The sequence below is a fragment of the Acidimicrobiales bacterium genome (assembly GCA_034521975.1).
In the GTDB taxonomy this organism is placed as follows: domain Bacteria; phylum Actinomycetota; class Acidimicrobiia; order Acidimicrobiales; family SKKL01; genus SKKL01.
This window is the reverse complement of sequence record JAXHLR010000006.1, coordinates 626,170-649,380: the sequence shown is the minus strand read 5'-3', so window position 1 is coordinate 649,380 and position 23,211 is coordinate 626,170. Positions and strand designations below refer to the sequence as shown.

24 protein-coding genes and 1 tRNA gene are annotated in these 23,211 nt (G+C 70.3%); 15 read left to right on the top strand and 10 right to left on the bottom strand.

The annotated features are described in order from the left end of the window. Positions 1-55: 55 nt before the first annotated feature. Positions 56-715, bottom strand: a complete 660-nt coding sequence (locus U5K29_12670; GenBank protein ID MDZ7679390.1) for a Crp/Fnr family transcriptional regulator — start codon at positions 713-715, stop codon at positions 56-58. A gap of 76 nt (positions 716-791) precedes the next feature. Between U5K29_12670 and ispF the strand changes: the two genes are divergently transcribed. Then, positions 792-1,277, top strand: a complete 486-nt coding sequence (ispF, locus tag U5K29_12665) for a 2-C-methyl-D-erythritol 2,4-cyclodiphosphate synthase (GenBank protein ID MDZ7679389.1) — start codon at positions 792-794, stop codon at positions 1,275-1,277. Further along, positions 1,278-2,213 (top strand): 23S rRNA (guanosine(2251)-2'-O)-methyltransferase RlmB, encoded by a 936-nt coding sequence (gene rlmB / locus U5K29_12660; GenBank protein MDZ7679388.1) that lies wholly within the window; start codon positions 1,278-1,280, stop codon positions 2,211-2,213. Between the two features lie 7 nt (positions 2,214-2,220). On the opposite strand, the gene U5K29_12655 is transcribed toward rlmB, so the two are convergent. Beyond that, the gene (locus U5K29_12655) at positions 2,221-4,491 is read right to left on the bottom strand and encodes a xanthine dehydrogenase family protein molybdopterin-binding subunit (protein ID MDZ7679387.1); all 2,271 of its coding nucleotides are present in this window, start codon (positions 4,489-4,491) and stop codon (positions 2,221-2,223) included. Between the two features lie 135 nt (positions 4,492-4,626). Further along, positions 4,627-5,265, bottom strand: a complete 639-nt coding sequence (locus U5K29_12650) for a hypothetical protein (protein MDZ7679386.1) — start codon at positions 5,263-5,265, stop codon at positions 4,627-4,629. Between the two features lie 227 nt (positions 5,266-5,492). Here U5K29_12650 and U5K29_12645 point away from each other — a divergent pair, with 227 nt between their 5' ends. Then, a complete protein-coding gene (locus tag U5K29_12645) occupies positions 5,493-6,899 on the top strand; it encodes a multicopper oxidase domain-containing protein (protein ID MDZ7679385.1) in 1,407 nt (468 codons plus the stop codon). A gap of 79 nt (positions 6,900-6,978) precedes the next feature. Here U5K29_12645 and U5K29_12640 read toward each other — a convergent pair whose 3' ends face one another. From U5K29_12640 to U5K29_12630, 3 genes are all read right to left on the bottom strand, one after another. Continuing rightward, positions 6,979-7,929 carry a hypothetical protein gene (locus U5K29_12640; protein MDZ7679384.1) on the bottom strand — a complete coding sequence of 317 codons (951 nt, stop codon included), beginning with the start codon at positions 7,927-7,929 and terminating at the stop codon, positions 6,979-6,981. Next, positions 7,926-8,642 carry a hypothetical protein gene (locus U5K29_12635; GenBank protein MDZ7679383.1) on the bottom strand — a complete coding sequence of 239 codons (717 nt, stop codon included), beginning with the start codon at positions 8,640-8,642 and terminating at the stop codon, positions 7,926-7,928. Before U5K29_12635 ends, U5K29_12640 begins: the two co-directional genes overlap by 4 nt. Positions 8,643-8,700: 58 nt before the next feature. Next, positions 8,701-8,774: transfer RNA gene (locus U5K29_12630), tRNA-Thr, on the bottom strand. Positions 8,775-8,879: 105 nt separating this feature from the next. On the opposite strand from U5K29_12630, the gene U5K29_12625 reads away from it, so the two are divergent. Genes U5K29_12625 through U5K29_12615 form a run of 3 tightly spaced genes read left to right on the top strand, consistent with a single transcriptional unit; the run spans position 8,880 to position 10,794 of the window. Beyond that, positions 8,880-9,137, top strand: a complete 258-nt coding sequence (locus tag U5K29_12625; GenBank protein MDZ7679382.1) for a DUF3263 domain-containing protein — start codon at positions 8,880-8,882, stop codon at positions 9,135-9,137. After that, the gene (locus tag U5K29_12620; GenBank protein ID MDZ7679381.1) at positions 9,137-9,757 is read left to right on the top strand and encodes a LytR C-terminal domain-containing protein; all 621 of its coding nucleotides are present in this window, start codon (positions 9,137-9,139) and stop codon (positions 9,755-9,757) included. The genes U5K29_12625 and U5K29_12620 overlap by 1 nt, the downstream gene beginning before the upstream one ends. Positions 9,758-9,801: 44 nt before the next feature. After that, on the top strand, positions 9,802-10,794 hold the full coding sequence (locus U5K29_12615; GenBank protein MDZ7679380.1) for a glycerate kinase: 993 nt from the start codon (positions 9,802-9,804) through the stop codon (positions 10,792-10,794). A 1-nt stretch (position 10,795) separates the two neighbouring features. Here U5K29_12615 and U5K29_12610 read toward each other — a convergent pair whose 3' ends face one another. The 3 genes from U5K29_12610 to U5K29_12600 all read right to left on the bottom strand — a co-directional run bounded on the left by U5K29_12610 (position 10,796) and on the right by U5K29_12600 (position 12,329). Next, positions 10,796-10,999, bottom strand: a complete 204-nt coding sequence (locus tag U5K29_12610; protein ID MDZ7679379.1) for a hypothetical protein — start codon at positions 10,997-10,999, stop codon at positions 10,796-10,798. A 106-nt stretch (positions 11,000-11,105) separates the two neighbouring features. Further along, on the bottom strand, positions 11,106-11,300 hold the full coding sequence (locus U5K29_12605; GenBank protein ID MDZ7679378.1) for a hypothetical protein: 195 nt from the start codon (positions 11,298-11,300) through the stop codon (positions 11,106-11,108). A gap of 84 nt (positions 11,301-11,384) precedes the next feature. Continuing rightward, positions 11,385-12,329: a glucosyl-3-phosphoglycerate synthase gene (locus U5K29_12600; protein MDZ7679377.1), complete on the bottom strand. Its 945-nt coding sequence runs from the start codon at positions 12,327-12,329 to the stop codon at positions 11,385-11,387. A 93-nt stretch (positions 12,330-12,422) separates the two neighbouring features. Here U5K29_12600 and thrC point away from each other — a divergent pair, with 93 nt between their 5' ends. From thrC to U5K29_12560, 8 genes are all read left to right on the top strand, one after another. Then, positions 12,423-13,700: a threonine synthase gene (gene thrC, locus U5K29_12595; GenBank protein MDZ7679376.1), complete on the top strand. Its 1,278-nt coding sequence runs from the start codon at positions 12,423-12,425 to the stop codon at positions 13,698-13,700. 28 nt (positions 13,701-13,728) lie between these two features. Beyond that, positions 13,729-14,004, top strand: a complete 276-nt coding sequence (locus U5K29_12590) for a ubiquitin-like small modifier protein 1 (protein MDZ7679375.1) — start codon at positions 13,729-13,731, stop codon at positions 14,002-14,004. A gap of 159 nt (positions 14,005-14,163) precedes the next feature. Then, positions 14,164-15,774: a chaperonin GroEL gene (groL, locus tag U5K29_12585; protein MDZ7679374.1), complete on the top strand. Its 1,611-nt coding sequence runs from the start codon at positions 14,164-14,166 to the stop codon at positions 15,772-15,774. Positions 15,775-15,842: 68 nt separating this feature from the next. Beyond that, entirely contained in the window at positions 15,843-16,370 is a 528-nt protein-coding gene (locus U5K29_12580; GenBank protein ID MDZ7679373.1) for a sigma-70 family RNA polymerase sigma factor, read from the top strand. Next, positions 16,367-17,368 (top strand): hypothetical protein, encoded by a 1,002-nt coding sequence (locus U5K29_12575; protein MDZ7679372.1) that lies wholly within the window; start codon positions 16,367-16,369, stop codon positions 17,366-17,368. Before U5K29_12580 ends, U5K29_12575 begins: the two co-directional genes overlap by 4 nt. A 26-nt stretch (positions 17,369-17,394) precedes the next feature. After that, entirely contained in the window at positions 17,395-17,748 is a 354-nt protein-coding gene (gene arsC, locus U5K29_12570; GenBank protein MDZ7679371.1) for an arsenate reductase (glutaredoxin), read from the top strand. Between the two features lie 44 nt (positions 17,749-17,792). Then, positions 17,793-18,158, top strand: a complete 366-nt coding sequence (locus tag U5K29_12565; GenBank protein MDZ7679370.1) for a hypothetical protein — start codon at positions 17,793-17,795, stop codon at positions 18,156-18,158. Then, complete coding sequence (locus U5K29_12560) at positions 18,151-19,320, top strand: hypothetical protein (protein MDZ7679369.1); 1,170 nt, start codon at positions 18,151-18,153, stop codon at positions 19,318-19,320. Before U5K29_12565 ends, U5K29_12560 begins: the two co-directional genes overlap by 8 nt. Positions 19,321-19,328: 8 nt before the next feature. On the opposite strand, the gene U5K29_12555 is transcribed toward U5K29_12560, so the two are convergent. Then, a complete protein-coding gene (locus tag U5K29_12555) occupies positions 19,329-21,047 on the bottom strand; it encodes an amidohydrolase family protein (GenBank protein ID MDZ7679368.1) in 1,719 nt (572 codons plus the stop codon). A 147-nt stretch (positions 21,048-21,194) separates the two neighbouring features. Here U5K29_12555 and U5K29_12550 point away from each other — a divergent pair, with 147 nt between their 5' ends. After that, a complete protein-coding gene (locus U5K29_12550) occupies positions 21,195-22,970 on the top strand; it encodes an SLC13 family permease (GenBank protein MDZ7679367.1) in 1,776 nt (591 codons plus the stop codon). Positions 22,971-23,211 lie beyond the last annotated feature (241 nt).

Here is a 23,211-nt window from a genome sequence, read left to right as displayed (position 1 = left end):
GGTGTATCAGGCTAGTCAGCGCTGGTCGCGAGGATCGCGCCGGCCCGGCCAGAGTTCAGATCGCGCGGCGCTCGAGCTGTTCGCGGTCGAGGATCTGGTACCGACGCTCGTGCTGTTCGATCCACCCCAGCCGGATGAACGAGGCGATTGCCTTGTTGACCCGCTCCCGTGAGGCACCCACCATGCCGGCGAGCTCCTCCTGGGTGATGGGGAGCGAGAACTCCTGGGCGTCGCCGGCCAGTTCCAGCAGCCGTTTGGCGGTGCGGCCGGTCACGTCGAGGAACATGGTGTCGGCCAGGGCTTCGTCGAGGATGCGCAGACGCTGGGTGAGCATCTCGGCGACACCCCACAACAGGTCGGGGCGGGACTCGTAGATCTCTCGCAGCCCGGTGTAGGGGATGGCGATGACGCCGGAGGGTTCCAGCGCCCGGGCGTCGGCGGAGCGTCCCTGGCTGTCGAACAAGGGCATCTCACCGAAGAGGTCTCCGTGCTCCATGAGCGCGATGAGCGATTCACGCCCATCGCCGGAACGCTTGGCGATGGCGATGCGGCCCGTGGAGACGACGAACAGCTCGGTCGAGGCGTCACCTTCGACGAAGAGCGTGTCTCCCCGGCGCAGCTCGCGGACCTCGGCGGTGCCGCTGAGGCGGTTGAGCTCGTCTTCGGTCAGCTTGGCCAGCATCTCGACCGAACCGAGCAGTTCGATGTCAATCATGACAGGGAGCGTACCGAGCGCGGCGACCGCGAGCAGCGTTGCACGGCGACCGGTCCGGGCGTGGCAACCTTGCGGCGTGCAGATCCGGGTCGGTCAGGGCTATGACATACACCCGCTGAGCGGCGATCCTGCCCGCGTCCTGGTGCTCGGTGGCGTCGCCTTCGACGGTGTCCCCGGTCTGGTCGGACACAGCGACGCCGACCCGATCGCGCATGCGTGCGCCGATGCGATCCTCGGTGGGGCCGGGTTGGGAGACGTCGGTTCGAACTTCCCCGACACCGATCCGTCTCTCGAGGGCGCCGACAGCATCGAACTGCTCGAGATCGCCGCCCAGCGGGTGTCCGAGGCCGGGTGGCGGGTCGTGAACATCGACTGCACCGTGGTGCTCGAGGCGCCGAAGGTCGCACCCCGGCGCCAGGAGATGCAGCGCCGGTTGTCCGACGCGGTCGGCGCACCCGTGACGGTCAAGGCCACGCGCGGGGAGGGCCTCGGTCCGATCGGACGCAACGAGGGCATCGAGTGCCACGCGGTGGCGCTCATCCAACGACGTGAGGAGCACTGAGTGGCACGCAAGCGAGCGAAGCCGGGCCGCCCGGATCGCCCGGGTCGTCCCGCCGGTGGCGGTGGTGGTCGCGGCGCTGGCGCCGGCAAGGGGCAGCGACGCGACCAGCGGACCCAGGGTGGGGCGCCCAAGCCCGGGCCCCGCCGGTCGTCGACGGCCAAGGGAGCTGGCGAACCAGCGCGACGGTCCAAGCCACGCGGCCTCGGTGGCGAGCGGGTCGAAGGCCGCCAAGCGGTCCGCGAGCTCCTGTTGGCCGGGCACCGGCGCACGCGTGAGGTCGTCTTGTCGGCGGGCATGGACCCGGCCGACATCGTCGACGACATCGTCGAACTGGCCCACGAGCTCAAGGTGCCGGTCCGTGAGATCAGCCGGTCGAAGTTCGACGCCCTCGCACGGACCGAGGCAGCTCAGGGGGTGCTGGCCGAGGCGGCACCCCTCGTCGAGCACGACCTCGACTCGCTCGTCTCCCCTGACGACGGCACCGTGCCCTTCCTCATCGCGCTCGACGGCGTGACCGACCCCGGCAACCTCGGTGCGCTGCTGCGCACCGCCGAGTGCGCCGGGGTCACCGGGGTGGTGCTGCCACGCCATCGGGCGGTCCACGTGACCCCCACCGTCACCAAGGCCGCGGCCGGCGCGGTCGAACACCTCTCGCTGGGTCTGGTCGCAGGGTTGCCGAAGGCGGTGACCGAGATGGCCCACGCCGGTGTGTGGGTCGTCGGCCTGGACGAAGCCGGCGACACCCGCCTCGACGCGCTCGATCTCACCCAACCGGTGTGTCTGGTGCTGGGCGCCGAGGGGCGGGGACTGAGCCGTCTGGTCCGCCAACGCTGCGACGCCGTGGCCGCCATCCCCCTCCGCGGTCGGCTCAACTCGCTCAACGTGGCCGCCGCCGGGGCCGTCGCCTGCTTCGAGGTGGTTCGCCAGCGCAGCTGAGCGGCGGTCAGGCGCCGGTGGCGTCCTGGATGGCCTGCCAGACCTTCTCCGGGGTGCAGGGCATGTCGATGTGGCTGACACCCAGGTGGGCCACCGCGTCGCACACCGCGTTCTGCACCGCCGGCGTGGCCCCGATGGTTCCCGACTCGCCGATGCCCTTGGCCCCGAGCGGGTTGAGGTGGGTGGGGGTCTCCATCTGGATGCGCTCGAACATGGGGAGCTCGGTGGCGGTGACGATGGCGTAGTCGGCCAGGCTCGCGGTCAGCGGGTTGCCGTCCTCGTCGTAGCGGACCTCCTCGAGCAGAGCCTGGGCCGCCCCTTGGGCCAGGCCGCCGTGGACCTGACCGTCGGCCAACATCGGGTTGAGGATGGTCCCGGCATCGTCGCAGGCGACGATGCGGCGCAGCTCGGCCTTGCCGGTCTCGGTGTCGACCTCGACCACTGCCAGATGGGCGCCAAAGGGGAACGTCGCCCCACCCTGGGAGAACTCGGAGATGCCGACCAGCGGGTTGACGTCGTCCGAGGCGGCTTCGGCCACCTCGGACCAGGTCACCGACCGGGCCGGGGTGCCCGCCACGTGGAAACGACGTTCGGCGGTGTCGTGCACCACGTCGTCGACCGAGGCCTCGAGCAGGTCGGCGGCCTTCTCGCGTGCCAGGTCGGACAGGCGACCGGCAGCCTCGTGGATGGACGAGCCGGCGATCTGGACCGATCGTGAGCCACCGGTGACGCTGCCCGTCGGGATCTCGTCGGTGTCGCCGTGCACGACGGTGACGTCGTCGATGTCGAGACCGAGCCGGTCGGCGACCAGCATCGCCCAAGCCGTGTGGTGACCTTGTCCATAGGGCGAGGATCCGGTCTTGGCCAGCACCTTGCCGTCGGGCAACAGCTCGACCGAGCCGTACTCGCCGCCTCCGCCGCCGCCGGTGATCTCGACGTACACCGAGATGCCGATGCCGAGCTGGACCCGGTCGCCGTGCTCGCGACGTGCCCGCTGCTCGGCGCGGAGCTGGTCGTAGCCGGCGGCATCGAGCACCTTGGACAAGGCGGTGGCGTAGTCGCCCGAGTCGTACTGGGTCTTGGTGGCGGTGGTGTGGGGGAACATGTCGGGGCTGAGCACGTTCCGGAACCGGACCTCGGCGGGATCCATGCCGATCTCGGCGGCGAACAGGTCGACGGCGCGTTCGATGGCGGCGGCCGCCTCGGGTCGTCCCGCACCCCGGTACGCGGCGGTGGCGGTGGTGTTGGTGACCACCGATTTGGAGCTGAACTCGGCGTTGGTGATGTCGTAGACGCCGGTGAGCATGGTCCGGGTCATGAACGGCAGCACGGCCCCCATGCTCGGGTATGCCCCGGCATCCTGGACGACCCGCAGCCGGTAGGCGGTGATGGTGCCGTCACGGCGACCGCCGATCTCGACGTCTTGGATCTGGGCCCGACCATGGCCCATGCCGACGAGGTTCTCCGAGCGGGTCTCCGCCCACAGCAAGGGCCGTCCGGTGCGCCGGCTGAGCCAGGCCACCAGCACCTCCTCGGTGTAGGTGCGGCCCTTCGCCCCGAACCCACCACCGACGTCGGGGGAGATGACCCGCACCCGGTCCTGGTCGAGTCCGAGCACCGAGCAGAGGGTGTCGCGGACCGGGTGGGCGCCCTGCGAGCTGGCGTAGTGGACGAGCTTGTCGTCGTCGGTCCAGTACGAGGCGGCGACCCGTGGCTCGATCGGCACCGGGGCAACGCGCTGGTTGAGGATGCGCCGGCTGACGGTGACCTCGCATTCGGCGAAGTCGGCCACCAGCTTGCGTCGCTCGAGGTCGACCGCCACGTTGGTCTCGGCGTCGGGGAACAGCAGCTGGTGTTCGTCGAGGGAGGCTTCGGGGTCGATCAACGCGTCGAGCGGCTCGTAGTCGACCAACACCATCTCGGCCGCGTCGAGGCCCTGGGCGACCGATTCGGCGACGACTGCCGCCACCGGTTCGCCCACGTGGCGGACCCGGCCGGTGGCGAGGAGCGGCTGACCCATGGCCGAGTTGATCAGTCCCATCGCCGGGGCCATGGGGTCGACGTCGATGTCGGCCCCGGTCACCACGTCGATGACGCCGGGCATGGTCCTGGCCTCATCGATGTCGACGGAGGTGAGCTCGGCGTGGGCCATCGTGGCCCGGACGAACACCACGTGGGCGGCACCGTCGGGCAGCTCGACGTCGGCGACATAGGTGCCACCGGTGGTCAAGAACTTCGGGTCCTCGGTCCGGAGTACGCGGTTGCCAAGGATGCTCATGTGTGTGGGACTCTCCCGGGAGGCTGGCGATCGAGTCGCATCCTACCCGCCAACGGTGGGGGGATGGCCGACGAGAACGCCGCTCTGGTGCGTCTGTGGCTCAGGACCGGGTCTCACGGGACCCGGTCCTCCCCATCAGGTGGGGGCGCGAGCGGGGGCGGTGTCGTCGTCGGCGACCGACACGTCGATGATCGACGCCGCACGGTCGTGGGCACGGACCGCGGCGAGCACCCGGACCGATGCCACCTCGACCAGCATCGGGTCGAGCGCCAACCCGGGGCGTAGCAGGACCCACAGCGCCGAACCGTTGCGGGTCACGACGGCATCGGCGTTGGACTCGTCGAGCCCTTCGCTCCGGAGCATCGTCTGCAGGGCTGCCCGGGCGACACCGGCGTGCGCGGCCAACGGGCTGTTCGCTGCCTGCTCGGTTGTCGCGACCGAGTCACCGACCGCGGTGGAGGTGGCCGCGGCGAACCGCTGGTAGGGGTTGCCGTCGAGCGCGCCGACGATGGCCAGTGGAACGTGGCGCCGCAGGGCGCAGCGAAGACCGTCCTCGGTGGGGGTCGGCTCGGTGTTCGGGGTGCCGCGGACCAACAGCGCCACGTCCACCGGCCCGTCCTCCTCGAGTGGGCATCCGCTGCCACCGGCCAGACCGTGACACGGGAACGTCGATCCCTCGTCGTGGCAGCTTGTGATGTCGTGACCAGCGGCGATCAGTGCCGCCACCGCGTCCGTACCTGCTCCGGGTTCTCCTTCGACGACGAGCACGCGCATGTCGCGCCTCCCTGATTCGTGATCCGGTCGGCCCGGTCGGTCCCCCCCGGGCTATGTGACACGTGTCGATGCTCGTCCAACCGATCGCCCCCGAGCAGGGGAACAGGGCCCTCGTCGTTGGGACCAAAGTCCCTCGCGGGCAGGACTGGTTGCCCTGTCAGCGACGGTGCTCCGCCGGGGACGATGTCCCGATACCCCATCGAACCCCGAGCATCGAGGAGAACCCCGTGGCAGTCCCTTCGTCTCGCGAGCGCGTCAACGCGTTCTCGATTTTCGCCGCGCTGGCCGGCATCACCGGATTCGCCCTGGCCGCCCTGGCCGTGGTGATCGTGTCGATCACCGACGACGACTCCACCACCGCGGCCGCAGCCGCATCCGGTGGTGGCGGTGAGGCGGTCCACGTGAGCGCGCAGCTGAGCGAGTTCGCCATCACCGTCCCCGCCGAGGTCCCCGTGGGGGCGACGCTCGATGTCACCAACACCGGCAACGTCGACCACGACGTGTCCGTGCGGGGCACCGACCTCGCCACCCCACTGATCGCGTCCGGCGAGACGGCGACGCTCGACCTCTCCAGCCTGCCCGCCGGGACCTACGAGCTGCTCTGTACCGTTCCCGGCCACGAGTCCTCGGGCATGGTCACCGAGATCACCATCAGCGAATCAGCAACCGCACCCACCGAGGATGTCGCCGTTGGTCACGGCTCCCACGGCGCCGAGATGACCCCTGAAGAGGCAGCCGAGCTCGATCAGATCATGATGGACTCGATGTCGGCCTTCCCCGCCGAGACCGAGGGTGCGGGCAACCAGAAGCTCGAGCCGGTGAGCGTGGAGGACGACGGGACGAAGGTGTTCGAGCTCACCGCCGAGATCACCGAGTGGGAGGTCGAGCCGGGCAAGTTCGTCGATGCCTGGACCTACAACGGCCAGGTGCCGGCGCCGTGGATCGACCTCGAGGTCGGTGACACCGCCCGGTTCATCCTCACCAACGACACGCCGCTCGGCACCGACATCCACTGGCACGGGATCACCGTCCCCAACGAGATGGACGGTGTGGCCCCCTTCACCCAGGAACTGGTGCGCTCCGGCGAGACCTACACCTACGAGTTCACCGTCGAGGAGCCGATGATCGGGATGTACCACGCGCACGCCCACAGCCAGGTGTCGGTGCCAAACGGGATGTTCGGCGTCTTCACCGTCGGTGACGTGGAGCTGCCGCGGGGGCGGACCATCAACGACGTGACCATCCCCGAGGATCTCGAGCTCGCACTCGAGCTCCCGATGGTGCTCAACGACGCCGGCGTCATCGGCTACTCGCTCAACGGCAAGTCGTTCCCGGCGACCGCGCCGGTCGAGCTCGAGCAGGACGACTGGATGCTCGTCCACTACCTGAACGAGGGACTCCAGGTCCATCCGATGCACATGCACGGGTTCCGGCAGCTGGTGGTGGCCAAGGACGGCGTGCCCCTCGAGTCGCCGTACTGGATGGACACGATCAACGTCGCTCCCGGCGAGCGGTACTCGATCCTGGTTCAGGCCACCGATCCCGGGGTGTGGGTCTGGCACTGCCACATCCTCACCCATGTGGAGCGCGAAGAGGGGATGTTCGGCATGGTCACCGCGCTGATCGTCAACTGATCCCCCAACCTCGGTCGGTGGGTGGGACGGGGTTCCCCACCCACCGACCGTCGGCGGGCAGGCCCCAGGCGGCGACGGTTCAGAGTCGGCAGTCGACCCAGTCGCCCGCCTCGGCCAGCACCACGTTGGCCTGAGCGGACAGGGTCGGGTCGGGTTCGGTTCCCATGGCCACGCCCAGTTCGAGACCCCCGAGGTCCGACAGCGCCGAATGCCGATCGATCAGCTGGCGTCCTCGCTCGCGCAGCGTGTCGAGGTCGGTCGCGGTGTCGTCGCACGCGTCCACGAGTGCCGGCGGTGTCTGCGGGCTCTCCAGCGCCGCAGCGACCAGCCCCAGTGCCCACTCCGCAGCCAGTGCATCCTGGAGCCGGGCGACGTCTGCTGGTGCGGCACCACCATCGCTGGGTTCGGCTCGTGACAGCGGAGAGAGCATCTTCGGAAGCGTGTCGGTGTCGAACCCTTCGGCCAGCTCGGCGACATCGGACCGCACGACGTCGATGTCGATGTTGCTGCAGCTCAGGCGGCCGTCGTCGATGGGGACGCACGCCCGAACTCGGTCCTCGCCCCACCAGGGGGCATCGGGGGCGTCGGGATCCGGCGGCGGTGGTGCCGACTCGAAGGTGACGACGAACCCTGCCTCGTGGGTGACCGAGCCCAGCGCGGGTGTCGCGATGTCGAGCGCGGCCGAGTAGGTGTCGGCGAGGACGATGCAGTCGGCGGTGATGACCTCGGTGAGGTCGATTTGCAGAGGGGGCCCGCCGGTGGTCGCCCGCAACCTCGGCCCCGGCCACGACGGGGTCACCTCGACCCTGGCGTCGTCGGCGGGTGCACAGTCGTCGGCCACGCCGGGGACGCCGTCGGCACCGTCTGGGTCGGCGCCGTCCCCATCGGCCGCATCGATCGAGGTGGTGGGATCCGAGGTCCCGTTGCCGTCGGTGTCGCTGTCAGCGGCGCAGGACCCCACGGCGAGCAGGGCTGTCGTCAACACCAGGGCGAGCACCGGTCGGTGCCGCCCGCCGGTGGGGCGCATCATCCCACGACGGTCATCTGGAACCAGGTGGCTCTGGCCGCAGCCAGGAGGACGCCCTCGGCCGAGAACAGGGCGGTGCCCGCGAACAGCTTGCGTCCGTCCTCACCTTCTTGCCAACCGGTGACGATGTGGTCGGCGTCGGACCGCACCACGCCGTACTGCTCGAACACGATCCGTCCGAGCAGGCCCGCCCGCGTGTCGTCGGCGATGAACGCGAACGCGCCGGGACAGTCGAGCGCCGCGAGCACAATCTGGGTGCTCACCGTGCGGTCGGCCTCGGCAAAGGCCGGTCCCGGATGCCACACGCCGGCCAACTGGCGAGGACCGGCCGCCTCGGTGGGTCCGACGAAGATGCGGAGCCCATCGCCGGGCTCGCGGCGGTTGCCGCATCCAAAGCAGGTGGGGTGCACCCCACGCTCGTCATAGAAGGCAGGAGAGCCGGCTTCGGCCGCTCGCGCCGCATCGAGCGTCGGTGGCGGAGGGACCTCGAGGCTCAGCTCCCGCGGCTCGGACTCGGCGATCACCTCTGGTCCGCTCATCAGCGCCCAGCGGTCGTCGCCGAGGTCGGTGAGCTCGAGTGGCTGATCGAGCGGCGTGGGCTGGCGGAGGGTGATCTGGACCGCACCCGGAGTGCGGTTGGCGAACAGTCCCGCCACGTAGCCGCCGTGGCCCATGGTCGGGGGGCCCTGGAAGCGACTCGGGATCGTGATCTGCATCGGTAGATCTTGCCGCGTCGGCGCCGAGGGAGGCGAACCGATCGGTGGTCTCGGAAGGAGCCCGAGGTGGGATTCGAACCCACGACCTGACGCTTACAAGGCGCCTGCTCTGACCGACTGAGCTACTCGGGCGGGTGCCTGCTGCCCCGCAGGAGCGTACCGGTCGCTGCCGTCGTGGCCCGCACGATCGAGCGGGGGTCCTTGCATCTGGGTCCGGTCCGGGGCAGTCTGCTTCCGATGCCTCTCACCGACCGCGACCGCGCCATCTTGGACTTCGAGCGCTCCTGGTGGTCCGAACCGGGGCCCAAGGACACGGCGATCCTCGAGCGGTTCGAGCTCTCGGCCACCCGCTACTACCAGGTCCTGAGCGAGCTCCTCGACGATCCCGACGCGCTCGATCACGACCAGTTGCTGGTACGCCGCCTGCGGCGCATCCGCGACCGCCGTCGGCGCGAACGCCTCCACGACCGCTCCGCCAGCGGGACCCAGGGCTGATGGCTGCCCGCCGGTCGTCAGGTGGGCGACCGCCGGCCAACGCGGCGCTGCGCGGCGGGGGTCTCATCGTCGTGTCGGTCCTCATCGGCGTCGCGCTGCTGGCGTGGGGGTTCAGCGAGGAGGGCGGGCTGGTCGAGACCGATCCCACCGCCACCACCGCACCCAGCGGCGACGGCGATCCCGACACCGGCGACGAGACCGGCGACGAGAACGGTGACGGCGACGCGGATCCGGGCATCACCACCGACGACGGAACCGAGACCACAGAACCGGGCGAGGCGTTGCCCCAGGCTCGCCCACCCGAGGACACCGGCATCTATGTCCGCAACGGCTCCGGGGTGAACGGTGCCGCGGGACGGGTGCGAGACCACCTGCTGGCGCTCAACTACATCCTGCGCTCCCCCGACAACGCTCCCGACCGTGTCGCCGAGACCGCCATCTACTACGAGGAAGGGTGGCGGGCCGAGGCGCTCGAAGTCGCCGGCGAGCTCGGCGTCACCGACGAGATCGTCGCCCCGCTCCCGATCCCTGCTCCGGCAGCGACGGAGATGGGCGACACCCAGATCCTCATCCTGCTCGGCGAGGACGAGCGGATCGGCATCGCCCAGGGCGAGGGCTAGCCCGGCGACACACCGTTGCCGGCCGGGTGAGTCACCATTGGGCGATGCGAGTCGTCGCCGCACCCGACAAGTTCAAGGGCACCGCCACCGCGTCCGACGTGGCTCGCGCCGTCGCGACAGGTGCCGCGGCCAAGGGGTGGACCTGCGACGAGGTGCCGATGGCCGACGGCGGCGAGGGCACGCTGGAGGTGCTCGGTGGGGCCAACCGCTCCACCCTGGTGGCGGGGCCGCTGGGCGATCCCATCCAGGCCGGGTGGCGGTTGAGCCGTTCCCAGGCGGTGATCGAGATGGCGGCCGCGTCGGGGCTCGACGTGGTCGGAGGCGCTGAGCACAACGACCCGGTCAGCGCGTCCACCACCGGCACCGGCGAGCTGATCTCGTCCGCCCTCGACGCCGGTGCCCGTCGCATCCTGGTGGGGGTCGGGGGTTCGGCCACCACCGATGGTGGACTCGGTGCGCTGCGTGCCATCCATCCGTTCCCTCGCCTGCGCGGGGTCGAGCTGGTGGTGGCCTGCGACGTGCGGACCCGGTTCGTGGATGCGGCCGAGGAGTTCGCCCCCCAGAAGGGAGCGACACCGAGCCAGGTCGAGCTGTTGCGCCGCCGCCTCGAGCGGCTGGTGCAGGTCTACCTCGAGGAGCACGGTGTCGATGTGTCCGACCTGGTCGGCGGTGGCGCTGCCGGCGGCCTGGCCGGTGGTCTGGCTGCCATCGGCGCCACCGTGGTCCCTGGCTTCGATCTGGTGGCCGACGAGGCGGCGCTCGACGAGCACATCGAGGGCGCCGATCTGGTCATCACCGGCGAGGGTTTCCTGGACGAGCAGTCCTTCGACGGCAAGGTCGTTGGTGGGGTGGCACAGATGGCGGCGTCGTTCGGGGTCCCGGTGCTGGCCATCGTCGGAGCGGTCTATGACGGTGTGGATGCCCGGCTGGGCCACGGGCTCGAGGTGGTGTCGTTGGAGGACCGCTTCGGCCACGAACGATCGATGTCGGATCCGCTCGACTGCATCGCCGAGGTGGTCGGTGACCGTCTCGGTTGAGTCAGCGGTCGATCCGGCGCCCGGTCAGCCAGCTGAGCAGCGCCACGATCACCACCCCGGCGAGGACGAACTTGACGATGCCGATGAGCGCGCCGAACACCCACGAGACGAGCGTGATCGCCCCGAAGACCGCGAGCCCACCGATGGCGATGGTCGCCGACAGCGGGAGACGGCTGTCGTCGTCGGTACGGACGGGCTTCTCCACGCGGACCTCCAGCCTCTGTCGACGGTGTCCATCCTAGTGGGAGCGACACTGGTCCGACGCAGCACCGCACCGGTGATCCGTCGCTGGTCGAGGCGGCCGTGCCGTATCAGCGGCGGAGCGACACGATGGCCGTGGCCACTCGTGCCAGGGTCGCGTCGTTGTCGAGCCTCGAGACCATGGGCGGGTCGCTCACCGCGCGCAGCGCGTCGTCGGCCGAGCAGTCGGTGAGGTGAAGCACCAGCTCGGCCAATCGGGTTGCCTGCCGTTCGGGCCGGTCGGTGTTGCCTGCGATGTCAGCCACTGCTGAGACGTTCACCGAACCCTCCTTCCGCAGTCTCGGTCTCCCGGCGGGAGTGTCGAGCGTCACCCAGAGTGATCGGCGTGTTCACTCGCTCGCTTGAGCGATTTCACCCGCGGGCGGTTCGCCGAGCCCGAAACGACGGGTGTAGTCGGACACGGTGACCATCGGAGGGTGCTCGTCCACCTCGATGTCGACGGCCTCGACACCGGGCCGCACCAGCGGTCGCGGTGACCCGACGAGGTCGGGGGCGACGCGACGCAGCGCGGTGTGCAGGATGGCAGCGGCCTGGGGCCCCAGCTCATCGAGCCCGCGGTTGCGATGCCGACGCTGGCCGAGGTCGACCTGGGCGATGCAGTCGTCGCCGAAGCGGGCGGCGATGTCGACCAGCAGGCCCAGTTCGACCCCGTAGCCGCTGGCGAACGGGAGCTGCTCGAGCAGGGCGCGCCGACCCCCGTACTCGCCGGCCAGGGGTTGGATGAGCTGGGAGAGGTGAGGGAACAAGACGCTGATGAGCGGTCGGGCCAGGAGCTCGGTGACCCTTCCACCTCCGGCTCGGTCGGAATCGATGGGGCGGTCGTAGTAGCCCTTGACGAAGCCGATGTCGGGATGCTCGAGGAGCGGACCGACGATGCCGGTCACGAACCGGCGGTCGAAGTCGGTGATGTCACCGTCGCACCACACGATCAGCTCCGAGCTCGTGGCGTACAACGATTTCCAGAGCGCTTGGCCCTTTCCGGGCCCCTTCGCCAGGTGGGGGAGCAGGTCGCTGGTCGACACCACCCGTGCCCCGGCCTGAGCGGCGACCACCGCTGTCTCGTCGGTGGACTGATCGTCGACCACGACCAGCTCGTCGACCAGGGGATGGTCCACCACGAGGTCGCGGTGGATGGTCCCGACGATCGTGGCGATGGTCGCCTCCTCGTTGCGGGCGGGGATGCACACCGCGACCATCCGCCCGGCCTTGGCCGAGACCAAGCGGTCGATCTCGAACTCCTGGTGGTGAAAGGACCGGATCGACTCGGGAGACACCAAGCCATGGTCATCGACGGCCGTGCCGGTAGCAAGGCGAGCGGTCCCGCCGCCCGGGTTGCCGGTCCGAGCCGGGTGGTCGACCATGGCGGGATGACCAGCACCGCCGACGTGTCGGAACCCCGGTTGCGATGCCGCGAGTGCGGTGCCGAGGCTTCCGCGACCGGTCCCCAGTACTGCGATCGGTGCTTCGGTCCGGTCGAGGTCGTGCTGGCGGACCCCGGTCGTCCCTCCGGCGAGGTGAGCGCCCTCATCGAGGCCGGGCCCGCCTCCCTCGCCCGATACGGGGCGCTCCTGCCACGCGGGCTCGACCTCGGCGGCGTCTCGGCCGGGTGGACCCCGCTGGTGCGGGCCCCGGACCTGGGCCGAGCCATCGGGCTCGACGACCTCTGGATCAAAGACGAGACGGCGAACCCGACCGGGTCGTTCAAGGACCGCGTGGTCGAGGTTGCGGTGGCTCGCGGAGCCGCCACCGGATCGCGTGCGGTGGCATGCTCCTCCACCGGGAACCTCGCCCGAGCCACCGCTGCTGCTGCTTCTCGGCGGGGCATGGCAGCGATCGTTCTCGTTCCCGAGCACCTCGACGACTCGACCATCGCCGAGCTCGCATCGCTGGGGGCCACGGTCGTTGCGGTGCGCGGCGGCTACGACGCCGCGAGTCGTCTGGCTGCCGAAGCCGCCGGTGACCTCGACCGGTGGGCCTGGGTCAACGTCACCCTGAGGCCGTGGTACGAGCTGGGAGCTCGAACCACGGGGTGGGAGATCGTCGAGCAGTCGGGCTGGCGGATGCCCGATCGCGTGGCGGCACCAGTGGCCTCGGGCGCCCTGGCCCGCGCCCTGCACGAGTCGATGGCCCACCTCGCCCAGAGCGGGCTGGTCAGCGGTGTCCCGCCGCGGCTCACCGCCCTGCAACCAGCCGGATGCGCGCCGGTCGCCCGGGCCTTCGCCTCGGGAGCCGACGTGGTCACACCCCTCGCCCATCCTGAGACCGTCGCGGCGTCACTCGCCATGGGTGACCCTCCGGACGGCCACGCCGTGCTGGCCGCCGCCCGCTCCACCGGTGGGTCGGTCCAGGCCGTCGACGAGGACGCGATCCTCGACGCGGCCGAACTGGTGCGCTCCACCACCGGCGTGGCGGTCGAACCTGCGGGCGGCGTGGTCATCGCGGGACTGGCGGCGCTGGTGGCTGCCGGCACCGTCAACCGCGACGAGATGGTCGTCGCCGTGCTCTCGGGTGCCGCGCCGCCATCGAGGTCGGTCGATTCCACGGGCGCATCGGCCGAGGTGGTGCCGGGCCGCGGTCTCGCCGGTACGATCGACGCCTCGGTGGCCGCACTCACCGAGGTGCTGCCCGACCACTTGTTGCGATGACCGAATCCCTGAGCGAGGATCCCCACCCATGAGCGTCACCGTCCGTGTCCCGACCACGCTGCGCACCCTGACCGCCGGCGCGTCCGAGGTCAGCGTCGAGGGTGAGACCCTCTCGGCCGTGCTCGACTCGCTCGAGTCCGCCCACCCGGGGTTCAAGGAACGGCTGCTCGACGACGGCGGCCAGATCCGGCGGTTCGTGAACGTGTTCGTCGCCGACGACGACGTCCGGTTCCTCGATGGGCTCGACACCCCGGTCCCCGACGGCGAGACGGTGTCGATCATCCCTGCCGTCGCCGGCGGCTGAGCATCGGTCGCCACCGCAATCGAGACGACCAGCGAACCTGTGGGCTGGGGCTTGCGCGCGCCCGGGGTTGGTGCTTGAGTTAGCACTCTAGGCACTAGAGTGCTAGCGCGCCGGAGATCCGGCCGCCGCCCGGTGAGGGCACCGCAACGGAGGACCACCATGGCCAAGCAGATCGCGTTCGACGAGGACGCCCGCCGCAGACTCGAAGCGGGGATGAACCAGCTGGCCGATGCGGTGCGGGTCACCCTCGGTCCCAAGGGCCGCAACGTCGTGCTCGCCAAGAAGTGGGGTGCACCCACCATCACCAACGACGGCGTCTCCATCGCCAACGAGATCGAGCTCGCGGATCCGTTCGAGGCCATGGGTGCAGACCTGGTGCGCGAGGTCGCGAAGAAGACCGACGACGTCGCCGGCGACGGCACCACCACCGCCACCGTCCTGGCGTGGTCGATGGTGCACGAAGGGCTGCGCAACGTGGCCGCCGGCGCCAACGCCATGTCGATCAAGCGGGGGATCGAAGCGGCGGTCGAGGTGGCGGTCGCCTCGATCCACGAGCTGGCCGTCGAGGTCGACGACAAGTCCCAGATCGCTCAGGTCGCGGGGATCTCCGCCGCCGACGCCAGCATCGGTGACCTGATCGCCGATGCCATCGACAAGGTGGGCAAGGACGGGGTCATCACCGTCGAGGAGTCCCAGACCTTCGGGCTCGATCTCGAGTTCACCGAGGGCATGCGGTTCGACAAGGGCTACATCTCGCCGTACTTCGCCACCGACCCCGACCGGATGGAAGCGGTCCTCGACGATCCCTACCTCCTGTTCGTCAGCGGGAAGATCAGCAACATCCGCGACATGGTCCCGGTGCTCGAGAAGGTGATGGAAGGCGGCAAGCCGCTCCTCGTCATCGCCGATGACGTCGAGGGCGAGGCGCTGGCGACGCTGGTGGTCAACAAGATCCGTGGCACCTTCACCTCGGTGTCGGTGAAGGCCCCCGGCTTCGGCGACCGTCGCAAGGCGATGCTCGCCGACATGGCGGTCCTCACCGGCGGGCAGGTGATCTCCGAGGAGGTCGGCCTCAAGCTCGAGAACACCACCCTCGATCTGCTCGGCTCCGCCCGGAAGGTCGTCGTCACCAAGGATGAGACCACCATCATCGAGGGTGGCGGCTCCTCCGACGACGTGGCCGGCCGGATCGCCCAGCTCAAGGCCGAGATCGACCGCACCGACTCCGACTACGACCGCGAGAAGCTCCAGGAGCGCTTGGCGAAGCTCTCCGGCGGTGTCGCCGTGCTCAAGGTCGGTGCCGCCACCGAGGTCGAGCTCAAGGAGAAGAAGCACCGCATCGAAGATGCGGTGAGCACCACCAAGGCGGCCATCGAGGAAGGTGTGGTGGCCGGCGGAGGCGTCACGCTGCTGCGGTCACAGGCCGCGGTGCTGGCAGCGGCCGAGACCATGGGCCCCGACGAGGCCACCGGCGCCCGCATCGTCGCCCACTCCCTCGAGGGCCCGCTGAAGCAGATCGCGGTCAACGCCGGTCTGGAAGGTGGCGTGGTGATCGAACGGGTGCGGCACATGTCCGGCCACGAGGGCCTCAACGCCGCCACCGGCGCCTACGAGGACCTGCAGAAGGCGGGCATCATCGATGCCGCCAAGGTCACCCGCTCGGGGCTGCAGAACGCGGCGTCGATCGCCGCGCTGTTCCTCACCACCGAGGCCGTCATCACCGATCTGCCGAACAAGGCCCGCGGGTCGGGCGGCATGGAGGACTTCTAGTCCCCGCGAGGTGCTCGACCGGTCGGTAAACCTGGCATCGCCCTGTGGCGTCAGACAGGGTGATGCAGATGAGCGAGAGCGACGACACCCTCGAGGTGCCGGCGGACTTCGATTCGTTCTATGTGGCCCACTGGGCCCCGGTCGCCGCGCTCGCCTACACCCTGTGCGGGAGCAGACCGGTTGCCGAGGAGTTGGCCCAGGACGCCTTCACCGCCGTCTACCGGGACTGGCAGCGGGTCTCACGACTCGATCGCCCGGATGCCTGGGTGCGTCGGGTGGCGTCAAACGCGGCGATCTCGGTGTTGCGCCGCCGGGACCGCGAGAAACGGGCACGGCTGAGGCTCGCTGCCGGTCCTGATCGGGGCGGCGACCAGCGCACCGTGTTGCCGGCCGAGCACGAGCACTTCTGGGCCGAGGTGCGTCGGCTCCCCACCCGCCAAGCCCAGGCCGTCGCCCTCCACTACCTGGAGGATCGGTCGGTGGGCGACATCGCCGCAGTGCTCGACTGCGCCGAGAGCACGGTGAAGGTCCACCTCCATCGCGGCAGGTCGACCCTGGCCGAACGGCTCGGTCCCCATGAGGAGGTGACCAGATGACCGATCCCGATCCCCGCTCGCTCGAACACGTCGACCAGATGGGCCGTGCCGCTGGTGTGTCGGCGCTGGGCGAGTTCGCAGCGGTCCCGGCGTTCGAGCCGGTCGACCGTCGCTCGTCCCGAGGATCGTTGCTGTTCGCCGCTGCAGCGGTGGTGGTCGTGCTGGCCCTCGGAGCGGCAGCCATCGCCGTCCTCGGGAACGGCGACGATGGTGTCCCGGTGGCCACCGACGACGGCGCCGGCTCGGTCCTCCCACCCCTCGCCCCGACCTACCTTCCCGACGGCTACGAGCTGTTCGAGGTCACCCCGCCGGGCCACGACGAGTTCGACCGATTCGAGGCCTACGGGTTGGTGCGGTCCGAGGTCGACGATCCGTTCGAGGACGAGCTGGTGCAGGTGCAGGTCGTCCCGGCGGACGAGCCCCTCCAGGGTGATGACGAGCAGCGGGTCACGCTTGGCCCCGACCTAGAGGGCGTGGCATGGGAGGGCTCGGGTGGGCGGCAGCTCATGTGGGTGGAGGACGGCAGGATGATCACTCTCGCCACCTACGACCTCGGCGTCGAGGACCTGACCGACCTCGCTCGGGACATGTCCGGCCATGAGATCGGCGTCCCTCCCGATGGGTGGCGCTCGATCCCCTCTGACGATTCCGAAGCCGGCCTCCTCCACTATGTCGACGGCGACGGCGGGATCCTGTTGGTTGGGCTGAGCCCCGAACTCGACCTCTTGTCCTTCCTCATCGCGTGGGAGCGCTCGGAGTGCGAGAGGATCTCGGCCCCGTGTCCCGAGGTGACTGCATCGGAGGTGCGAGGCGAGGAGGCCCAGCTCATCGACCAGGTCGACCAGGCACCCCACCTGGCGCTGGCCTGGACCGACCGGACCGGATGGTCAGTGGTGGTGGAAGGGGACCTTCCCGAGGACGAGCTCCTCCGCATCGCCGAGAGTCTCGAGCCGACCACCTGGGACGAGCTACGTGCCCTCTTCGGTGGAGCGCCCTGACCGGACCGCGGCCTACCATCGCTCTCATGAGCGATCTGCGACTGCTCCACAACCCGAAGTGCTCCAAGTCCCGCCAGGCCCTCGATCTGTTGGCCGAGCGCGGCGTCGAACCCGAGATCGTCCGGTATCTCGACACTCCGCCCGACCGCGCCACCCTCGAGCTCATCGCCGGCCAGCTCGACGACCCGTCCCGCCTGGTGCGCACGGACCCATACTTCAAGGAACTGGGGCTCGACGCATCCGACTACACCGACCCGGCGTCGGTCGTCGACCTGCTCGTCGAGCATCCTCGTCTGATGGAGCGCCCCGTCGCGATCAAGGGTGATCGGGCCGTGCTCGGCCGCCCACCCGAGGACATCCTCGACCTGCTCGACGACTGAGGCGCCGCTGTCGCCACTGGTCCCACCACTCAGGAGGTCCCGAAGTGAGCGAATCAACCGACGATCCCTCACCGGTCACCCGGCTACGTCAGAGCCTCCAGGCGGGCGCGGCGCTGGCCTCGCACACGGCCAGCACCGCAGCCGATCGGCCCGACGTCGTCGGGCGCGTCGTGCGGGCGGGTCAGGCCGGCGGCCGCAGGCTCAGGGACACCACCGTGTCCGTCGGGACCACCGTCAACCGGGGCGTCGGCCGGGCCGCTGCCAGCCTCACCCTCGGCGAGTACCGCGAGGAGGTCGATCGTGCACTGGCCGAAGCGTCGGAGGTGATCGCCGCCCAGGCCGCCCAGATCGCCGCCCTCGAAGCCACCCTCGAGTCGATGCAACGCGAGCAGACCCGGTCCGATGGCTGAGCACCCCGGTCTGAACACCTTCGTGGGCCGGGTCCGCGGCGAGCTCACCGCCGACGATCTCGAGTGGGTCGACTCCACCTCCGACGCGGTGGAGACCCTTCGCGAGCATCTGGTCGAGGCCGCCGACCGGCTCGGCGCCCTCGAACGACGCCTGCTCGATCTGGCGCCGGCACCCGCCGTCGATCCGCCGAACGACGCTCCACCGGAGGCCGACACGAGCGGCGGGGACGGCGGGGACGACGCCGGGCTCACTGCGTGGGAGCGCGTGGTTGCCTGGGCGGCATCGGTCAACGCCGCGCTGGTCGAGGTTGCGGGTCGCCGCCGCCTCCCCGCCTCCTTCGATGCGGCGGCGACCGCATCGGTTGCGGGCGAACAGGCCGCGTTCGCCCTGTCGGACCGCACCGTCGAGCTCGGCGCGCTCCTCCAGTCGGTTCGGGGTGAGCAGGTCGTCGACGAGCTGCTGGCGGCGGGGATCCTCGCCGCTCCGCCGGGAACGACCGATTCGATCGCCTTCGCCGAGCACGGGGCGTGGGACATCGAGCTCCTCGGATCCGGCGGCCACACCATCGGGCGCGCCGACGTCGCCATCACCAGCGACGCCACCGAGGTGATCGACCATCTGGCGTCGCGCCCCGGGGTGAGCATCGTGTACACCACCAGCGATGCCGCCGACGGCCTGTCCGGCACCGAGGGGATCACCGTGGCCCGCCCGGGCGACCCATGGCCCGTCGACGCCGAGGGAGTGGTGGTCGTCGACATCGGTTCCGACACCTCGGCCTTGCACGCCCAGCTCGCCGATGTGCTCGACGCAACCGGTGCCGAGAGCAGCGCCGACGCGCTGCTCGAGGCCGTTCCCGTGCTCGCCCTGCTCCTCGTCGGCGGCCGGGCCACCACCCGGGCGGCCACCACCGCCGAGCCCGGGACCGACATCGCCACCTCCACCTGGCAGCAGGCCAAGGACGTGGTCACCACCGCCGGGGTGTCGCAGCTGGTGGGTTGGGCCAGCGGCATGAACCTGATCAAGGTTCCGGCCACGCTGACCTTCGCCCTGGGCCGGGCCGCGGTGCGCGACGCCCGCTCTTCGGTCGAGCTCTCCGGCCGCAGGGTGGCCAGGGCCCGCCGCCTCATCGCCGGAGTCGGGGAGATCGGCCAGCCCCACTGAGCGTGCGGTCAGGCGGGGGCGGGTTGGGCGCCCCGTACGAGGCGGCCGGGCAGCTCACCGGTGGGCTTGTCGCCAGCCAGGATCTCGGTGCCGGCCACGAACGTGTGCACGTACCCCTCGGCCCGCTGGAGGAGGCGGCGCCCCCCGGCGGGCAGGTCGTGCACGGCCTCGGGCGACAGGACCCGAAGACGCTCGTGGTCGATCACGTTGATGTCGGCGCGGTAGCCGGGTGCCAGGACGCCACGGTCGAGCAACCCGACGGTGCGGGCGGTGTCGCGGCAGTGGCGCTGCACCAGGAACTCGAGGTCGAGGCGTCCGGACGGGCGGTCGCGGCCCCACCAGCTGAGCAGCGTGGTGGGGAAGCTGGCATCGCAGATCGTGCCGACGTGCGCACCGCCGTCGGCCAGCCCCGGCACCGAATGCGGGTGGGCCAGCATCTCGCCGACGGCGTCGAGGTTCCCGTCTGCGTAGTTGAGGAACGGCAGGTAGAGGAACGCCCGGCCGTCGTCTCGGCGGAGCAGGTCGTAGGCCAGCTCCGCGGGGGCGACGCCCAGGCGGGCGGCTCGGGCTTCGATCGAGTCGGCCGGGTCGGGCTCGTACACCGGAGGATCGGTGAGCTCCCACATGGTGGCGAATCGGTTGATCAGCCGCCCACCGAGCTTGCCGCGATCGCCGGTCGCCTCGGCTTCGAGCACCCGGATCCGGAAGCTCTCGTCGGCCATCGCCCGCGCCTGGTCGGATGCCGGACGGCCCTTCAGCTCGCGGAACACGGGATTGGTGACGAAGGGGTGCAGGGTGCAGTCGAGACCGAACAGCAGGCCGACCGGTCGCACGGCCACCTGGGCGGTCATGGGGAGGCCCTGCTGGTTGGCGTCGGTGACCAGATCGAGCAGCGTGCGCCACTGCTCGGGAGCGACCGGGCTCTGGGCCACCGAGATGGACAAGGGACGCCCGCTCTCGGCGACCATGGCCCGCAGCATCTCGAACTCGGCGTCGGGGTCACCGAAGTCCGACACGAGCTGGAGGACCCCCAGACCGGCGTCGCCGAGGCCACGGGCGATGCCGACCAGCTCGTCGGTACTGGCGGTGAGGGTGGGAGTCGGGTCACCGGTGCTGGTGCGGTGGTTGAGCGTCCGCGACGTGGTGAATCCCAGCGCTCCGGCCTCGACCCCCTCGCGAGCGAGCCCCGCCATCTGGGCGATGTCGTCGGCGGTGGCGGGTTCGCGGGCCGCTCCCCGTTCGCCCATGACGTGGAGGCGCAGCGCACCGTGGGGAACCTGGGCAGCGAAGTCGATGTCGTGGGGGTGGTCGAGGGCATCGAGGAACTCGGCCATGGTGTGCCAATCCCAGCTCAGACCCTCGTGCAGTGCTGCACCAGGGATGTCCTCGACCCCCTCCATGAGCGAGATGAGCTGGTCGTGGTCGCGGTCGTGGACCGGGGCGAACCCGACTCCGCAGTTGCCGAACACCGAGGTGGTGACCCCGTGCCACGACGATGGATCGAGGGTGGGCGACCACGTGGCTTGCCCGTCGTAGTGGGCGTGGATGTCGACGAAGCCCGGTGTGACGAGCGCTCCGTCGGCGTCGACCTCCCTCGCTCCCCGGCCGCTGACCTTCCCGACCTCGACCACCACGCCGTCGCGGACCGCGACGTCGGCGGTGCGCGCCGGCGAGCCGGTGCCGTCGATGACGGTGCCGGCGCGGACCACGAGATCGAACGTTGCCATGGTGCCCCCTTGGTGCGGTTCCGGCCACGTTACCGCTGGTGCGACGTAGTGGTTCGAGGAGAGTCCGGCGAATCTTGACCGTTCCACTCAGAAATAGGCCACACTGGTCGGCCACGTCCGTTCTTCGTGCTGGAGTCGCCACCGCGCATGGCCTGGGAAGCATGGGTGACCCTCGGGGTCATCGCGATCATGGTGGGAGTGCTGCTCACCGAGCGCGTCGCGCCCGCGGTGTGTGTCGGTGTTGCGGTGGTCTCTCTGCACGTGGTCGGCGTGATGGACTTCACCGAGGCCTTCGGTGGGTTCTCGAGCGCCGCTCCCATCACGGTGGCGGCGCTGTATGTCATCGCCGGCGCGGCTGAACAGACCGGCGCGCTCTCCCGGGCGTTGGCGGTGCTCCTGGGCAGGAAGCGGCCCGGGTCCGAGCGTCGGGCGGTGCTCAGAGTCGTCCGCGTCGCCGCCACCGGTTCTGGGTTCGTACCCAACACCCCTCTGGTCGCGCTGATGATCCCGAACATCGAGCAGTGGGCCCGTCGCAACGGTGTCAGCGCGTCGCGGGTGCTGATGCCGTTGTCGTTCGCGGCGGTGCTCGGCGGGGTGATCACCCTGATCGGCACCTCGACCAACCTCATCATCAGCGACTTCCTCGGCAGTGCCGGCCTCGAACCGTTCGGCGTGTTCACGATCACCCCGGTGGGGCTCCCGGTGGCCGTGGTCGGAGCGGGGGTCCTGGTCCTGGCCAGCCCCGTGCTGTTGCGGGTGCGCACCACACCTGGCGAAGAGCTCCCGTCCAGGGAGTACACGATCGACATGGTGGTGACTGCCGGAGGGCCGATCAGGGGAGCGGCTGTGGCCGAGTCCGGACTCGCCGAGATCGAGGGGGTCACCCTGATCGAGATCGAGCGCCTCGGCGAGATCATCTCCCCGGTCGCCGGCACCGAGGTGCTCGAGGCGGGCGACCACCTGATCTTCGCCGGCAGCATCGAACGGATGCACGACCTGAAGGAGGTGTCGGGCCTGGTCACCACCCACGAGCAGCTGGTCGACCCCGCCGGCACCGACCGCAGTCACATGTTCGAGGTCGTCGTCGCCGGCTCCGGTCCGCTGTCGGGGCACACGCTCAAGGAACTGGAGTTCCAGGATCGCCACGGCGCGGTGGTCATCGCCATCCACCGCGCCGGCGAACGGGTGGGTGGCAAGCTCGGCGACGTCCGGTTGCACGGTGGCGACGTGCTCGTGGTGGTGGCCGAGGACGGGTTCCGGGCCCGTACCCGCGACCTGCCCGACTTCTTGGTGGTGGCGCCGATGGAGGCCACCGCCCCGATCCGCCGTCCCGGCGGGCGAATCGTCCAGGCCGTGGTCGTCGCGCTGATCCTCACGACCGGGACCGGTCTGGTCGACCTCACGACGGCGTCGCTGGCGGGAGCCCTCTCCCTGGTCGTGCTGGGAGTCATGTCACCCACCGAGGCCCGCCGCGCCGTCAACTTCAACGTGATCGCCCTGGTGGCGTTCAGCTTCGGACTGGGTGGGGCCGCGGCATCGAGCGGGCTGGCGGAGCAGTTCGCCACCCGGCTGGTCGACCTCGGCGAGCCGTTCGGGGCCGTCGGCGTGCTCGTGGCGGTGATGGCAGCCACGCTCGTGCTCACCGAGCTGCTCACCAACAACGCCGCCGCTGCGCTCATGTTCCCGGTCGCGGCGGTGACCGCCGCCCAGACCGGGGTCGACCTTCGTGGGCTCGCGGTCGGCGTGCTGATCATGGCGTCGTGCTCGTTCCTCAGCCCGATCGGGTACCAGACCAACACGATGGTGTGGAGCATCGGCGGCTATCGGTTCTCGGACTTCACTCGTCTCGGCATCCCGCTCACCCTCGTGGTGTTCGTGACCACCGCCGTCGTGGTGCCGGTGGTGTTCCCCTTGACCGGATGAGGTCCGATGGACCCGGCTGACACCGACACGGTGCACGTGGTGCACTGTGGTGACGGCTCCCCTCGACCCAGCGGCCCACGATGACCGATCAGCCACCACCTTCCCAGGACCCACCGCCCGGGATCCCGCCTCCCCCACGGGTCCCACCTCCCCCGCGGATCCCGCCTCCGCCGCGGGTGCCGCCTCCGCCGCGAACGCCGCCCCCACCACCCTCGCCGCCGCCACCACCGCCACCACCGTC